Origin of the sequence: Acetobacter lovaniensis, from assembly GCF_014207635.1 — a bacterium.
Lineage (GTDB): Bacteria > Pseudomonadota > Alphaproteobacteria > Acetobacterales > Acetobacteraceae > Acetobacter > Acetobacter lovaniensis.
This window is the reverse complement of the sequence record NZ_JACHIE010000029.1, coordinates 1-15335: the sequence shown is the minus strand read 5'-3', so window position 1 is coordinate 15335 and position 15335 is coordinate 1. Positions and strand designations below refer to the sequence as shown.

Genomic DNA, 15335 nt, shown 5'->3' with positions numbered 1-15335 from the left:
GGCATGGGTTTGAGATGCGGCTTCTTCCTGTGAACCTTTGAGACAAAGCCATGCTTTTCCATGAAATCTTCATTGGCTTTTGAGCGATACGCTGTTCAGCCCAGACGCTTGAGGCCGTATTGGTTTTATCCAGCAGCCCCTCTCTCAATCGCGCACCATCACTGGCGGCGGCATCCGTCGTCTTCCATTTTCGGATGAACCGAAACTTCCGATCGATGGAGACGTGGGATTTGTAGCCAAAGAACGGGATGACAAGATCGCTGGATGGCATGGTTCCATCATCCTGCTGCTTCGCCTTCGTGAACTTCAGCGTCCATCGTGCATGCCTGTCCTTGTGCGACAGTTTGGATGGCTTGTCCTGCCAGTCTTCAGGAATACGGCCTGCTCGCAGATCCGCTTTCTCTGCGTTTGTATTGCGCTGCTTCGGAGCCGCTACGAGCGTGGCATCCAGGATCTGGCCTGACATCGGCAGATAACCAGCGCTGCGCAGGGTCGCATCAAAGCGCTCAAACAGTCTTTCAATGGCCCCCGCCTGTGTCAGGCGTTCACGGAACAGCCAGATTGTTTTGGCATCAGGCACCCGATCTGAAAGTCCCAGACCAAGGAAACGCATAAAGGAGAGGCGATCGTTGATGAGATACTCTGTCCGCTCATCAGACAAATTGTTGAGCGTCTGGATCACCAGGATCTTGAACATCAACACCGGATCAAACGGCGGTCGGCCGCCCTTGCTTCCATCTGAATAGGCCAGAGCCTTCTCCAGATCAGGGCGGAACACCTCAAAATCCACAGTCCGGGAAAACGCTTCAAGCTGATCGCCAAGACCGCTCAAACGAGCAAGCCGCTTTTCAACATCAAAGAAACCAGGCTGTTTCATTATTCATTCATCCACCCAATCACCACAGGAGGTATGGAATCACAGATACGCACTCAAAACCATGGAGTTTTTAGAACCCTCCACATATAATCGAAGGTGCTGCGACGACCGGTTGAATCCGCCCATGATCGCTCAGTGCTATTAAATTTTTATTTAGAAATATACTTGGAACATAGATAGAATGCTATCAAAATCATTATATGTTCCTTTTCTATAAAATTTTGTGTGAGAATAATCTAACGAAAGTCTTAAAATATCCAGAGGATACCAATTTATATTTAAACTACATATATTCTGTTTTCCGCCTGATATATCATTGCTTTCTAAATCCATTTGAGAGAATCTTGTCGCCAATTCTATAACTCCAGTACCGTGGCAAAAAAGAGAATCTTTCTGATCGCATGATGGAGACGTAAAACTAGCCGATGTTGCTTTCCAGCTACGTGCTTTTCCAACTAATGTGTAAGCTGCAGTCACGTACCATCCATAAAAATTTTGTCTGGTTGTCGTGGGATTTGGCTTTGTATTAACAATTAAATTATAATATTCACTCGTTATAAGTAATTTTTTCCAAGAAATAGCCCCCTCCAAGCCAAAAGCACCAGCGCTTTTTGCGAGAATATTTCCCGTTTTTATGTATTTATCTTTCAGGCCGTCCCCATTTTCAGGTGTATCCGAAAACGATACGCCACCTTCCATCGAACTTTTGTGAGATGGTTGGAAAACCCATTCCCCTGAGATGCCTATGTGCATGAGAAAAGATTGGCTACGGATAGGTAAAATAACAGATCTGAAAACGATTGCCCTTTGATTGCCGTCTTTCCCAGGACCTGCGGTTCCTGCTGTGCCAGAAATGGCCAAGTGGTAGTAACTTCCATAAAATAATGCCTGAATGGCTTGCCGATTAGCACCAGCCGCAAGGCCACGAGTAATTGTTGAAACACTTGCTCTTTCAGGAAAAATACTATCACCTCTGGGCTGCATAGATGACAACCCAAAACTAGGATTAAAAACGCCGACTGAAAATTGGAAATGTTTCAATCCCGTATAACTAGCCGCTCCTTCGAAAAGACGCATTTGTCCTCCAGGAGCTGCTCCAAAATCCCAAATAGCACCTATTCTGACCTGATTAGCTATATTGACCCTCACGCCGTTACGAATATGCGGACCGCTGGCAGAAGGAGAAGACGAAGATTTGTTGCCTTGTATATTACTGCCAACCTCAAGTTGGTCTTGTGCAAAAGGATGCACAATAACTTTTCCGATAATAATATCTTTAACAGTTCCCGCAACGGCATCTGAATTTAAAAAACACAGACTTAATATAGTATGTAAAATATAATATTTATTTTTCCACATGATTATTTATATGATTCATATCGTTTTCTTGCGGAACTGAATTTATCAGTATGTTTTTTTCTGTTAAATCAAGAAATTTTTTTGTCCCGGAGCGGACAATAGATAAGCCAATGCTAACAAAGTCTTTTTGTTTCCATGGTTTCTCTTTGCCCAAAGATAAGCACACAGCATAAGCCGCACCAGCTAGATATGAATCTAGTTCTTGCACTGTACGACTTTCTTCAAAGCATAACTGCCCGATTTGCTCTCCTATGAATTCAGGATCAAACCTAACTCGTAATGACATGACCGAAGATCCTCACTTTCCAAAGATAAGCGAACCTTTCCTATCGTGTTTTTTTGGTTAAAAAAAGACATATTAAACTACAAATGTTTTGTTTATATTGCCCTTTTTTAAAAAGACATAATCATAGTTATATGATATATACAACTATTATTTTTGGTTATTTGAAATTGTATTTTTCACTTAATGCATGAGGTATTTAGAGCATAATCCGATCTAACGGGCTCATTTTAAGACTCCCATACCTGCCGTTCAGCGCGTCAGGTGGGGCTTTTCTGTTCCATCTGCTCAGCCGTCTCTACGAGCGGACAAGTGTCATTATCACAACTAATCTGGGGTTCGGGGAATGGAACGATGTTTTCGGAGACCCCAAGATGACAACGGGCGCTACTCGATCGATTTACCCATCACTGTCATATCCTCGAAACAGGAAATGACAGCTACAGGTTCCGTGCCAGTAGCGCCAAACCAAAAATCAGAAAGAAAAAGGCAGAAAAACACGCTTGAATATCTCCTCAAAACAGGAGACATACACAATCAGGACGGGTCAATTGTTCATGAAAAACCCGGGGCAGTTCTCAACGAAAATCAACAAATTGGCATCTGTATAAAAAGCGTCATCTGATCGAAAACATGTTCGCAAAGCTGAAAAACTGGCGACGTGTTGCGACCAGATACGACCGCAGCGCGCATACATTCATCTCCGTAATCCACGTCGGAGCAAGCTTCATCCTTCATCTTCTATCTTCAAGAATGTGTCCTGAACCTAGTCGCCCTGTTCGCCAGTCTGGGTTTCCAGATCAGGAAAACGGATGGAAACACCAAAACCACGTGTTGTTCCGGCAAGAGGGGAACAGAGCGAGAGCGTGGCGTCCATTTGTTGGGCAATATTGCTGGCAATAGCCAGCCCCAGTCCGCTGCCATACACTGTATGGCTTCCACGCACAAATGGGTTTGTTAATCTGGCAAGAGTTTCAGGGGATAATGCGGCACAATCGTTCGTAATATCAATACAGCCGTCAGGCAGAATGGTTACAACAACGGGTCTTGCGATATTGCGGTGTAACAGGGCATTTTCCAGAAGATTACGGATTAGAATACCCGTTGCATCCATGTCTCCGTAGACAAATATTTTTGATATTCTGTTTGTTTTTAAAATAATATGCACGTCATCATAGACATTGCACGTAAGGTCATCGACCAGAACGTGTATGACAGCCAAAAGATCAAAACGGTCTCGGCGGAATGCAATGCCGGACGATGCGCGCGATAATTGCAGCAGTTTTTCTACAGTCCGGGCTAGTCTGCGGGTCCGGCTGGCTATGAGTTCCACCCGTTCATCCAGCTCCGAGCCAGCGGGGAGCATACGGCCGAGCATTTGCACCTGTGCCATAAGTGCCCCCAGTGGATTACGGAGTTCATGGGCTGCACTGGCGGCAAAAGCACGTTCAGTTGATAAAGCAGTTTCCAGCCGTTCCATAAGTGTGTTGACGGAGCGCTGGATGGGGAGCAGCTCATCTGGCAGGTTCAGGGAGAGAATGGGGCGCAGGTTCCCACTCCCACGAGCGCGCATTTCATCGTGCAGGCGGTCCATGGGGCCAGGGCTCGGTATACAATCAAACGTACCAGCAACCAGATGACCGGCATAAAAAACAGCATCGGGACGATGGAAATCATGATGGCCCGTCGGACAGCTTCCTGTCGGTGGAATGTAGGTTCTCCCACAAGAACATGATAGTGATCAGTCGAAGGGGCCGCGACATAAACACGAAACTGCGCCACGTTGACAAACCCGACCTTGCCACCCTGCACAAACGGAGTGGTGGGGGCATTCTGTGAGCGCAGTACAATATGCCCCGTATCATCAAGCACCTGATACGCCAGTGTTCGGGGGCCAGCTTCTGGTAACCATGCGACGGAAACAGAGGTCTGGTTGCGCATTCGGTCTGCTACAACTGTCTGCAGGCGTTCGGAGACTTCCTGCAAGGAATTATCCAGTCTTTCCGTCACCTCATAACGGGTAAACCCACCCACGGCCGTGCTCAGCAGCAGCATGCCCAGCATGACCACCATCAAAATACCGCTGACAATGCGCGTTGAAAGCTTCCAGCTTTTCATGCGTTGTGTGTCTTGTCATTCAGGCAGTACCCACGGCCACGAATGGTTCGTATGGCCGTATTCCCTACCTTTCTGCGCAAACGGCTGATAAAAACCTCCACGGTGTTACTGTCCACCTCATGGTCGAGGGCGTAGAGTGCTGTATCAATCTGCTGGCGCGAATAAATCCTGCCCGGATTGCGCGACAGCAGTTCCATGATCGTCCATTCGCGGGCTGTCAGGTCCAGTCTCAGGTTATTGCGTGAGACAGATTGGTTTTCACGGTCAATTGTCAGGTCATCCAGGTGGTGGATTATCTGCTTACGAGGAGCAACATATCTGCGCGCGACAGCCGCAATCCGTGCAACCAGTTCATTCAGATCATATGGTTTGACAATGTAATCATCCGCCCCATCAGACAGGCCGGTAATCCGGTCACTAATCTGGTCTTCTGCCGTGGTAATCAGGATGGCAACATTGCGCGATGTCTGGCGGATTTCACGCAGTAATTCGCGCCCATGGCCATCTGGTAATCCCATATCCAGCAAGATGAAGTCATACTCTACCGCATCGAGGGCTGCCCGGGCGTCCTCCAGTGTCATGAACCAGTCCACGGCATGCCCTTCCAGACCAATCCGTTCCTGTACCGCTGTACCCAGATCCTGTTCATCTTCAACGATAAGGATACGCATTAACTCTGCTCCTTTTCCCGCACGGTCCGGGCATATAGCAAGGGGAGCACCAGAAGCGTCAGCAGAGTGGAGGATACAAGCCCACCGATGACAACACTGGCCAATGGCCGTTCCACTTCTGCTCCGGCACTCTGGGAAAACGCCATGGGGAAAAATCCGAGGCTTGCCACAAGAGCTGTAGCCATGACCGGCCGGAAGCGCGACTGGGCAGCCCTGAAAGCAGCCTGGGCAACCTGCATGCCTCTGGCGCGCAAAGCTGATATTTCACTGACCAGCACAACACCATTGAGAATAGCAACACCAAACAGGGCAATGAACCCGATGCCTGCAGAAATACTGAACGGCATCCCCCTGAGTGTGAGGGCAATAACGCCGCCGGTTGCAGCTACCGGCAGGTTGATAAACACGAGCAGGGCCGGAAGTAGGGCACCAAATGCGAGGACCAGCAACGCAAAGATCAGCCCCAGAGCAATGGGCAGAACAAGCTCCAGCCGACGTGTGGCAGATTGCAGGTTCTGGAACTGACCCTGCCATTCCATTGTGTAACCTGCAGGGAGTTTGACCTCCTGCCTGACGCGGGCCTGTGCCTGCGCCACGTAGGAAGCAAGGTCCCTGCCCCTGACATTGGCCTGTATGACCATGCGCCTGCGCACCCTGTCCCGGCTGATGCGTGGTGGACCGTCCACCTCATGCACATGCGCAACCTGTGACAGCATGACACGCCCCAGACCATCGGCCCGCCGGATCTGTAGTGTGCTGATGGCAGCAATGGACGCGACCTGACGGGCATCAAACCGGACCTGGGTGCTGATCATGGCATTACCCACAGTCACAGGGCGCCCTATGTGGCCACCGACAGCTTCTACCGTATCCAGAATATCCTGCATGGCAACATTCCGGCTGGCCGCCTGAATGCGGTCCACGTCAATGACAATCAGCGGCACGGTGCCATCACCCGCAGGGGCTACGTCTGCTGCTCCCTGCACGCCAGACATGACCGCAGCCACCTGATCGCCTAATCTGGCAAGGGTTTGCAGGTTGTCACCATAAATGGAAACAGCAATCTGGGTTCTGACACCCGACAGAAGGTCGTCCATACGCATCTGGACAGGCTGGCTCCATGAGTAAAGCGCATCGGGAAGTTCCCGCCGCAGGGTTTCATCCATTGCGGCAACCAGTCCGGCCTGAGTGTGTGCGGTTTTCCATGTTGAAGGGTCATTGAGGAAAATAAAACTGTCTGTTTCATTCACGCCCATTGGGTCGGTTGGTATGGCGGAGGTGCCAGTATTGCTGACCACGGCTTTGACCTCAGGAAAACGGCGGAGGATCTGCTCCTGCAGAGAAACGGATGCAAGTACCGTGTTTAAGGATGCCGAAGGAAGGCGCGTTGTTGTTACTGTGAGCGCCCCTTCATCCAGTTGGGGAATAAACTCTCCGCCCAGCCGCATTGCCAATCCGGCGGAGAGCACCAGAATGGCCAGAGTGCCACCAAACAGAATGCGGGGATGATCTTTCCCCCATTTGACCATGATGGCGTATGGCGCGCGCAGGGTGGTTATCAGATACGTCTCGCCTTTGGGGTGCACACGTCCCAGCAGCAAAACGGAAAGAACGGGAACACAGCTAAAGCAGTACAGCAGGGAAGCCAGAAGCGCCATAATCACAGTCTGCGCCATAGGGCGAAACATATGTCCTTCTATGCCCTGTAACGTCAGCACCGGCAGATACACCATGATGATAACAAGTATGGCAAATCCTACCGGGCGTATGACCTGTTGCACGGATGAGATAACCAGAGCCGTGAAGTCCACATCAGGTTCTTCTTCCCGTCGTGCGAGAATATGCTCGACAACAACAAGAGAGCCATCAACAATCATGCCAAAATCAATGGCGCCAAGGCTCAGCAGATTGGCTGAAATGCCAAAATACCGCATGCCCGCCATGGTTGTGACAAGAGCGACCGGAATAACGGATGCAATAACCAGAGCCGCCCGCCAGTTGCCGATCACGACAATCAGCACGCCCAGCACCAGCACGGCCCCCATAAGTAGATTGTCGCGCACAGTGGCAATGGTGGTGCCGGTCAATGTGGCGCGGGTGTAATAGGGGTCAAGCGTAACGCCTTCCGGCAGGGATTGCCGGATGCGGGGCAGGGCGTCCTTTATGGCCGCCAGCGTTGCATTCGAGCTTGCCCCGCTTTCCATCATCACTACACCAATGACGATTTCACCCTGTCCATCGCGGGTGACTGCGCCAAGGCGGGTGCGCATTCCCATGCCAACGTGCCCAAGGTCTCGCAGGCGCAGGATGGAACCATCGCTGTTGCTTCGGACAGGAATGTTCGCAAAATCATCCAGGTCGCGCACCAGACCACGACCGACAACAATCTGCTGCTCCGCATGGTGTGTAATCCACCCACCACCAGATGCGGCATTGTTGCCATCTATCGCGCGGTAGACGTCTCCAGCAGAAAGATTGCTGGCAACCAGTCGTGCCTGGTCCAGTGTGACTTCATATGTTTCCTCTCCACCCCCGTTCACGTTTACATCCACCACACCGGGCACCAGGCGCATCTGGGGCACCACGACCCAGTTCATCAGGCGGTTCAGTTCTGTCAGTGAATGCCCCGCTCCCTTGATCTGGAATTGCATGATCTCACCCATGCCGGTGGCAAGTGGCCCCATGCTGAGTGTAATACCGGGGACGGATATGGTCGTTCGGGCCTGCTGCATCCGTTCATTAACACGTGTGCGGTCGAGGTTGATGTCCGTATCATCGGCAAACTGTGCGTAAACAACGGAAACCCCACTGCGGGAAACAGAGCGTAGATCCGTCATGCCGGGAATGCCGGTCATGCTTGTTTCCACGGGGAATGTAATCAGTTTTTCCACCTCTTCGGTCGCAAGACCGGGGGCGACAACAGACACAAGGACCTGCTTGGGAGAAATATCGGGCACGGCTTCCACCGGCAGACCCATGACCACCATAACCCCGGCAGCCATGAACAGGCTCAGCCCCCCCATGACCAGCAGACGGCTGCGCAGCAATGCGTGCAGGTATTTGAGCACCATCAGTCCGCGTCCATTCCGGCCAGTTCCACAACGGAGCGCAATGCAAAGCTGCCGTGAGCTACAACGTGTTCCCCTTCCTTCAGCCCTGTGTGGATAACGGCCTGCTCACCATTGTCCATGGCAACATCCACCACAACCGGATGGTAATGTGTGTTGTCTTTCTGGATAAACACAACGGACTGGCCAGCAATTTTCTGTATGGCTTCGGAGGGTACGACAAGCCCCCGGACACCGTCTTTTCCAGCAAGTGTTCCATTGAGCACCATACCGGGTACCAGTGCGCCGGTCGGATTGGGAACAATGCTGATCAGCCTGACCAGCCCCGTAAGGGCACTGGCCATTGCGCCCACCGTATTGATGTGTGAGATAACCGGCCCTGCTGTTGTTACCGTGCTCTGCTGGGCACCGGGCTGAATATGCGCTGCCTGCTCTGGCGTCACATCGGAGACAACCCATACGCTGGAAAGGTCCACCAGTGTCATGATATCCTGTACGGGGGAAAGGTCTGCCGCAACGCTAACATCGAGTGTCTGCACCACGCCATCCACAGGGGCAATCAGGGTAGACGTTTCGTCCCGGCCTTTACGTGCGCCCTGTTCCGAAACCGAGTTGAACTCCTCCTTGAAGCGATGGCCCAGCGTATCGGCATCGGCCTGACGGGTCCGCACATTGGCATTGGCCTGCGCCAGCGCATCCTGTCTGCGGTGTAACTCGGCAATGGATACGGCCTGCCCCGCCAGCAGCTGTGCACGCTGTACAGCCTGTGCTGCATCATGCTGTGCTGCAATGGCAGCGGTCAGGGCTGCCTGTATCTGTGCATCCTGCAACTGGGCGGCGTGCAGGGAATGGTCCTGATAACGTAGTAATGGCTGCCCTTGGCGTACATGTGTTCCGGGCTGGACCAGCACCGCGAGCACCTTACCACTGCCTACGGGGTGAATGTGCACAAGCCGCGTGGTGTCGGGTATGACCTGACAGACGACCGGTATGCTCGGAAAAATCGTGCCAGATGCAACGGGAAAGACCGTAATCCCTTCATGGCTGACCGCTGCGGCATCAAGGGAGATATCTGCTGGTAACGCCTGTTCTGCGGCATAGGCGGCAAACTGCGGGAAGGCGCTTGCAAAACAAAGGAGCAGGAGTTTTTTCATGGCACAACGCCCATGGCCAGCAGCATGCGGATGGTTGCAACACGCCATTCAATGTCTGCCCGTGCACTGGCCATCTGGGCGTTGCAGGCTTCCTGCCGGGCTTGCAGGGCCGTATTCAAGGCTACTTCACCAACCCGCCATGCCCGCTCCTGCGCTACGGCACGTTTTTCCAGACTGTCTGCGGCTGTGCGCATGGTCTGTCGGGCGGTTGTTGCCGCCATAAGACGCTCGCGGACCCGAGTAATTTCCAGATGCACCATGCGGCGCGCCTGTATTTCCTCACTATTGGCCGTGGCCAGCCGGTTGCTGGCTTCGGACATCATGGGCGTATTGCGCACTTCACTCGGCAACGGAACGCTGAAGTTAATGCCTACACGGTCATCCCAGGGGCTGCCGTATTGTTTTTCATGGATGGCATCAATGCCAATTTCTGGATTAGGCATAAAAGACCGGCGCGCCAGCTTCATGTTTGCTTCCGCAGCTTCAACATTATGGCGCACGACTTTTATGCGTGGGTCGTTCTCTTCCATATCATGCGGGTCCACAAAACGTGCATGTGCCAGCCCATCACCGCTGTTAAAATCCACTTCACTGGCACGCCCCAGCAGGACTTCCTGCTCGGCAAGGGCATTATTCATGGCCTCTTGCGCCAGTGTCTGTTCATTACGGGCATTTTCCAGTCCTGCCTGTGCCATCTGGCTGTCCGAAAGAGCCAGTTCGCCTGCGTGCACCGCGTGCGTCACATTCTGGTTGATCCGGCTTGTGGCGCTGTAGAGCGCGTTTGCTACATTCAGGCGCGCCTGCGCGATCTGCAATGCTGCGGCAGCTTCCAGCACTTTGATCGAAAGCACCATATGCTCGACGTTAAGCTGCTCATTAATGGATTCAGATTCCGCACCCGCGACCTCGCGGGTAGCGCTACCTTGTCCGGGCAGCCAGAGCGGTACGGACAGACCGCCCTGATAGGTTGTGTATCCCTCATTACTGCCTATGGCATGGTCATCCATATACTCACCCGAGAGTGTTGGCCCGCCCGCAAACCAGGAGCCAGCCGCACTGGCACGTGCTTTGGCGGAATGATGTCCCACCTGAAGGGCCTTACGCACGGGGTCAATGCTCCAGGCCATGCTGACTGCATCATGGAAAGACAGCGCCTTTTGCGGTGTCTGGGCCTGAAGGGAGGGCATGCCTATGCCCCAGCAAGCCACACTTAAAAACAGGACAAGCCGCATTGGATGACTCACGTTCCAATCATTGAGGAATAATTGGCTTGTTATGCGTCACGCGCGCCGCCAGATCGTTCCATAAATTCGTGGTCACGAGGTTTATGTCTGCTTTGACTGACGAGGGGGATTGTGTACGAGAGAAAGAGGAGAGGGACATCCGCTCGCCAATCACAAATCGTCCTTGGGCATACAGCATGGCGGAGATTGTTCCCTGCCGCCCTTGCCCCAACGGTCGCATGAGGGTGATCCGCATATGCGGGGGTGGGGCTGCTATAGTCTCAAATGCCTGCACTTGCAGGGCGCTGGAAGGACAGGCCACCCCATCCAATACTGCTTCACGCAATACGGAAAAGGGGTACCCACCATAGGTGCCATCGATATGCAGGCGAATGCCCTGCCCAGCAGTTTTGCAAATATCATCTGTGGCATCGTCTGCCTGGGCCAGTCGGGAGCTCATGCAAACCAGACTCAGGATGATTACCCCATAACGGGCGATCTGGATTGCGCTGTTGGCCTGTTCTCGTTTGATAGTCACGTTCATGTCATCCTGTTGAAAGTCATAACCTTCATAACAGAGGAAAATGACGTGAACCTGAACGGCAGGGAAAAGGTAGAAAATCAGGCTCGCAGGGTATAGCGACTGTTTGCCTATGTCAGGCATGAGAGTGTAGGTCGACGACCCTTGCTCTCATGCCTATTTTGCCCCTTGCCTTTTGTTGCTGGAGCATCAAAGGGCAGGGGGCAGGCTCTCCTAATTTTTTTGTGCAAGTCCCGCGGGTTTTGTGCGTAAAAGCCGCAGGGCGTTCAGGGTTACAAGAACGGTGGCGCCGGTATCGGCCATAATGGCCAGCCATAGGCCCGTCATGCCAATAATGGTTGTTACCAGAAAAACCCCCTTCAGCCCGAGTGCGATGGATACATTCTGCCGGATATTGCCCATGGTCGAGCGGGCAAGGCGAATAAGGGCCGGAATGTCTGTAATACAGTTACGCAGTATGGCGGCGTCCGCGGTTTCCAGCCGACATCTGTTCCCGATCCTATGGCAACACCAACGGTTGCCTGTTTAAGGGCAGGGGCATCGTTAATACCGTCCCCCACCATCATAACCGGGCCACGTGCTGCCAGTTCGCGGATGGTCTGCTGTTTCTGCTCCGGCAGCAGTTCGGCTTCGTAATCCGTGTGCAGCAGGGCTGCAATGGCTGCGGCTGTGCGTTGGTTATCTCCTGTCAGGATAATGGGCGTGACCCCAAGGCTGCGGAGTTGCCGTATTGTTTCCTGCGCATCCTGCCTTGGTTCATCCCGCAATCCGATCAGTGCCAGAGCCGTGCCGGTATAAAGGACAACAACCGTTTTGCCTTCACTTTCCATGGCAGTGGCCTGTGCTGCGGTTGTGCTGGACAATGCGCCATCCTGCCTTGCATGCCGGGGGCTGGCGATTGTTATGATCTGCCCATCAAACACGGCAGACACACCCTTGCCCGGAATAGCGCGGCTATCCTGTACAGGTGGCAGCGCCATGCCTGCCGCCTTGCGTACAATGGCCTGAGCCAACGGGTGGTTGGAGGCTTTTTCTACTGCTGCGGCAAGAGTAAGAACTTCGGCCGTAGAGTGCTGATCCAGGCAGAGAATATCCGTTACCTCGGGCTGGCCCATGGTCAGGGTGCCTGTTTTATCCAGTGCAACCGTTTTGATTGCCGCCGTGGCTTCAATAACGGCACCACCCTTCATAAGCAGGCCATGCCGTGCCCCAGCGCATAGAGCCGATGCAATGGCGGCAGGGACCGAGATAACCAGAGCGCACGGGCACCCAATAAGCAGCAGGGATAGGCCACGATAGACCCAGACCGACCACGCCTGCCCAAAAAACAGGGGCGGGATAGCCACAACCAGCGCGGATAGACCCACAATGGAGGGCATGTACCAACGGCTGAAGCGGTCAATGAACCGCTGTGTTGGTGCGCGTGAATCTTCCGCCTGCTCAACCAGCCGGATAATCCGGGCAATGGTATTGTCTGCTGCTGCGCGTGTTACCTGTACCCGCAGGGCTGTTTCGTTATTAATCGCTCCTGCAAATACCGGGTCGCCCGGCCCACGTGTTACGGGCATGCTCTCACCCGTTACGGGGCTTTCATCCACACCGCCGGTGCCTGAAATAATTTTGCCATCGGCAGGAATACGGTCCCCCGGCCGCACAATAACAACATCGCCGGGCACGAGTTCCGTTGCCGCGACGTCTTCCATCATGTCGTTTTTTTCGCGCAGGGCCGTTTTGGGTACCAGCGTGCTTAATGCCCGAATGCCATCGCGCGCATGGCTTACGGCAACGCCTTCAAGCAGTTCGCCCACGGCAAACAGAAAGACAACCAGAGCCGCTTCCTGCGCTGCGCCAATAAACAGCGCACCAGTTGCGGCAATGGTCATCAGTGCCTCAATGGAAAAAGGCTGCCCTGCACGGATGGCGGCAAAAGCCCGTAAGGCAATGGGTATAAGGCCTGCAAGGCATGCCACAATAAAAGGCCAGTTCCCGGAAGCTGGCAGCAGAAGTGCCAGCCCCCATGCTACCACAAGCAAGGTTGCGGTGAGCAGAACCAGATGCCCTTTTCCTGTTCGGTACCAAGGGACATCGGCTTGTGTGGTGGGCTCGTCAGCCCCCGTGTGCGGGTTAGGTGCGCTGCCTGCCTGTGCAAAGGCTTCAATACCGTAGCCAAGGCTTTTTACACGGTTTTCAACATCTGCCGGGGGAGTGGCATGCGCCGTTGCCGTAACCCTGAGTTTTCGGGACATGACAGATATTTCAACCGCTTCAATGCCGGGTAGCTGGGCTACGGCTCCTTTTATTTTTGCAGCGCAGGATGGGCAGTCCATCCCTGTTACGAGCCATTCATGTGTATCCGGCATTTTATCCTCCTGTCCCGACGCGAGAGAATGAGATAGCTACATCCTCTAGTAACTAGAGGTTCAAGGGGATTCTGCATGTTGAGTATCGGAAAACTGTCTGGGCTGACTGGTGTAAAAGTGCCAACCATCCGGTACTACGAGCAGATCGGGCTGCTCCCCAAGCCGGAACGGAATGAAGGCGGGCAAAGGATTTACAATAATACCAGCCGCGAACGCTTGAACTTTATCCGCCATGCGCGCGAGCTGGGGTTTCCGCTGGAAGATATTCGGGAATTGCTGGCCCTGTCGGATAGCCCCGATCAGAGTTGTGATGCCATTGCAAAGCGCCAGCTTGCGGAGGTGGAACACCGCCTTGTAAGGCTGAATGCCCTGTATAAGGAACTTGAGCGTATGGTAGCACAATGCACCTGTGGCACAGTGCAAACATGCCGGGTTATTCAGGTTCTGGGTGATCATGGCCTATGCGTGGCTGATCATCAGAAAATCATGTCTCATGATATTGACCAGTAATGTCGCAAATGGCTGGTTGCTTGGAGTGCCCTGCCAAACTTCCTTTTACGGTATAAGTATCAGACGTGACTATGGCCTGATTTATCAGAATGATTGTGATTAAAAATCAGTAATATAGTTCTATGAAAGGCATATTATTCATGAAAAAATACTCAGGACTGAGAGCGCTAGGCTCAGGATCCATTGATATGGGCAGCAGGATGTGATTCAGGCTCCTTGAGGAGACTGAAGATGAGTGACCTGTATTGGCTGACGGACGGGCAGATGGATCGTCTGCGTCCCTTTTTCCCGAAGAGCCATGGCAAACCTCGGGTTGACGGCTGTCGTGTGTTGAGCGGGATCATTTTCGTGAACCGCAATGGTCTGCGCTGGCGTGATGCCCCCCGGGAATACGGCCCATACAAGACGCTCTACAACCGCTGGAAGCGCTGAGTGCTATGGGGATCTTCATCTGTATGATGGATGGACTGGCTAACGGCAAGGCAGAGCCTCAGATGATCATGATTGATGCGACCTATCTCAAAGCACATCGCATGGCTTCGAGCCTGCGGTTAAAAAAGGGGGCCCAGACCGTCTGAGCGGGCGGACCAAAGGCGGGATGAATACGAAGTTACATGCCGTCACCGACTGGAACGGACGTCCACTCGACGTCTTCATGACAGCAGGCCAGATCAGTGACTACACTGGTGCAGCTGCCCATCTGGACGGTCTGCCACCCGCCGAATGGGTGCTGGCAGACCGGGGCTATGACGCTGACTGGTTCAGGAAGGCCCTGGAGAAGAAAGGGATCAAATCCTGTATTCCTGGCCGAAAATCTCGTGGAAGACCGATCAAATACGACAAGCGGAAATACAAACGCTGCAACCGTATCGAGATCATGTTCGGCAGGCTCAAGGACTGGAGACGGGTCGCAACACGCTATGACAGATGCCTGACCGTCTTGTTCTGGCTATGAGTCCTGAGCCAAAGTTTAAGGACGATGAGGTGAAAGTGAACAATGTGCCTCCCAATATAAAAAACCTTGTGAGTCAAAGATATTCACTCGATTAAAAAAATTGTTAAAATCAGTGTCTAGGTGTTTAGTCCCGGGATTTGATGGGGTATTATTTTCACGTGAGTGGAAGGAAGCCTTATGGGACAGATACGTCATGGGAGCGCCACGACTACGTAC

At 52.9% G+C, this 15335-nt stretch carries 11 protein-coding genes and 4 pseudogenes; 4 read left to right on the top strand and 11 right to left on the bottom strand.

What is annotated here, in order from left to right; all coding sequences use genetic code 11:
* The 3 genes and pseudogenes from HNR55_RS16140 to HNR55_RS16130 all read right to left on the bottom strand — a co-directional run.
* Positions 1 to 877: pseudogene (locus HNR55_RS16140) on the bottom strand (IS5 family transposase); the annotation flags it as partial.
* A 153-nt stretch (positions 878 to 1030) separates the two neighbouring features.
* Positions 1031 to 2236 carry an OprO/OprP family phosphate-selective porin gene (locus HNR55_RS16135; RefSeq protein WP_166117174.1) on the bottom strand — a complete coding sequence of 402 codons (1206 nt, stop codon included), beginning with the start codon at positions 2234 to 2236 and terminating at the stop codon, positions 1031 to 1033.
* Positions 2223 to 2522, bottom strand: a complete 300-nt coding sequence (locus HNR55_RS16130) for a hypothetical protein (protein WP_143221496.1) — start codon at positions 2520 to 2522, stop codon at positions 2223 to 2225. Before HNR55_RS16130 ends, HNR55_RS16135 begins: the two co-directional genes overlap by 14 nt.
* 233 nt (positions 2523 to 2755) lie before the next feature.
* Between HNR55_RS16130 and HNR55_RS16125 the strand changes: the two are divergent.
* Both HNR55_RS16125 and HNR55_RS16120 read left to right on the top strand, forming a co-directional pair.
* Positions 2756 to 3026 (top strand): annotated as a pseudogene (locus HNR55_RS16125) (ATP-binding protein); the annotation flags it as partial.
* Positions 2953 to 3144 carry a hypothetical protein gene (locus HNR55_RS16120; protein ID WP_128106382.1) on the top strand — a complete coding sequence of 64 codons (192 nt, stop codon included), beginning with the start codon at positions 2953 to 2955 and terminating at the stop codon, positions 3142 to 3144. The pseudogene HNR55_RS16125 and the gene HNR55_RS16120, both read left to right, overlap by 74 nt.
* Positions 3145 to 3285: 141 nt before the next feature.
* Here the strand turns inward: HNR55_RS16120 and HNR55_RS16110 are convergent.
* The 8 genes and pseudogenes from HNR55_RS16110 to HNR55_RS16080 form a co-directional block, all read right to left on the bottom strand.
* A pseudogene (locus tag HNR55_RS16110) lies at positions 3286 to 4637 on the bottom strand (histidine kinase dimerization/phospho-acceptor domain-containing protein).
* A complete protein-coding gene (locus tag HNR55_RS16105) occupies positions 4634 to 5308 on the bottom strand; it encodes a response regulator transcription factor (RefSeq protein ID WP_184382782.1) in 675 nt (224 codons plus the stop codon). The pseudogene HNR55_RS16110 and the gene HNR55_RS16105 overlap by 4 nt, the downstream one beginning before the upstream one ends.
* Positions 5308 to 8379, bottom strand: a complete 3072-nt coding sequence (locus HNR55_RS16100; RefSeq protein ID WP_095350493.1) for an efflux RND transporter permease subunit — start codon at positions 8377 to 8379, stop codon at positions 5308 to 5310. The genes HNR55_RS16105 and HNR55_RS16100 overlap by 1 nt, the downstream gene beginning before the upstream one ends.
* Positions 8379 to 9530 (bottom strand): efflux RND transporter periplasmic adaptor subunit, encoded by a 1152-nt coding sequence (locus HNR55_RS16095; protein ID WP_166117136.1) that lies wholly within the window; start codon positions 9528 to 9530, stop codon positions 8379 to 8381. Before HNR55_RS16095 ends, HNR55_RS16100 begins: the two co-directional genes overlap by 1 nt.
* Positions 9527 to 10762 carry a TolC family protein gene (locus tag HNR55_RS16090; protein WP_166117140.1) on the bottom strand — a complete coding sequence of 412 codons (1236 nt, stop codon included), beginning with the start codon at positions 10760 to 10762 and terminating at the stop codon, positions 9527 to 9529. Before HNR55_RS16090 ends, HNR55_RS16095 begins: the two co-directional genes overlap by 4 nt.
* Before the next feature lie 19 nt (positions 10763 to 10781).
* Positions 10782 to 11297 (bottom strand): hypothetical protein, encoded by a 516-nt coding sequence (locus HNR55_RS16085; RefSeq protein ID WP_048854877.1) that lies wholly within the window; start codon positions 11295 to 11297, stop codon positions 10782 to 10784.
* A gap of 210 nt (positions 11298 to 11507) precedes the next feature.
* Positions 11508 to 11696 carry a hypothetical protein gene (locus HNR55_RS17220; protein ID WP_306309696.1) on the bottom strand — a complete coding sequence of 63 codons (189 nt, stop codon included), beginning with the start codon at positions 11694 to 11696 and terminating at the stop codon, positions 11508 to 11510.
* The gene (locus tag HNR55_RS16080) at positions 11654 to 13654 is read right to left on the bottom strand and encodes a heavy metal translocating P-type ATPase (protein ID WP_306309695.1); all 2001 of its coding nucleotides are present in this window, start codon (positions 13652 to 13654) and stop codon (positions 11654 to 11656) included. Before HNR55_RS16080 ends, HNR55_RS17220 begins: the two co-directional genes overlap by 43 nt.
* Positions 13655 to 13729: 75 nt before the next feature.
* Here HNR55_RS16080 and HNR55_RS16075 point away from each other — a divergent pair, with 75 nt between their 5' ends.
* Together HNR55_RS16075 and HNR55_RS16070 are read left to right on the top strand one after the other, a co-directional pair.
* Positions 13730 to 14164 (top strand): MerR family transcriptional regulator, encoded by a 435-nt coding sequence (locus HNR55_RS16075; RefSeq protein WP_166117138.1) that lies wholly within the window; start codon positions 13730 to 13732, stop codon positions 14162 to 14164.
* Positions 14165 to 14395: 231 nt separating this feature from the next.
* Positions 14396 to 15119: pseudogene (locus tag HNR55_RS16070) on the top strand (IS5 family transposase).
* Positions 15120 to 15335: the final 216 nt, after the last annotated feature.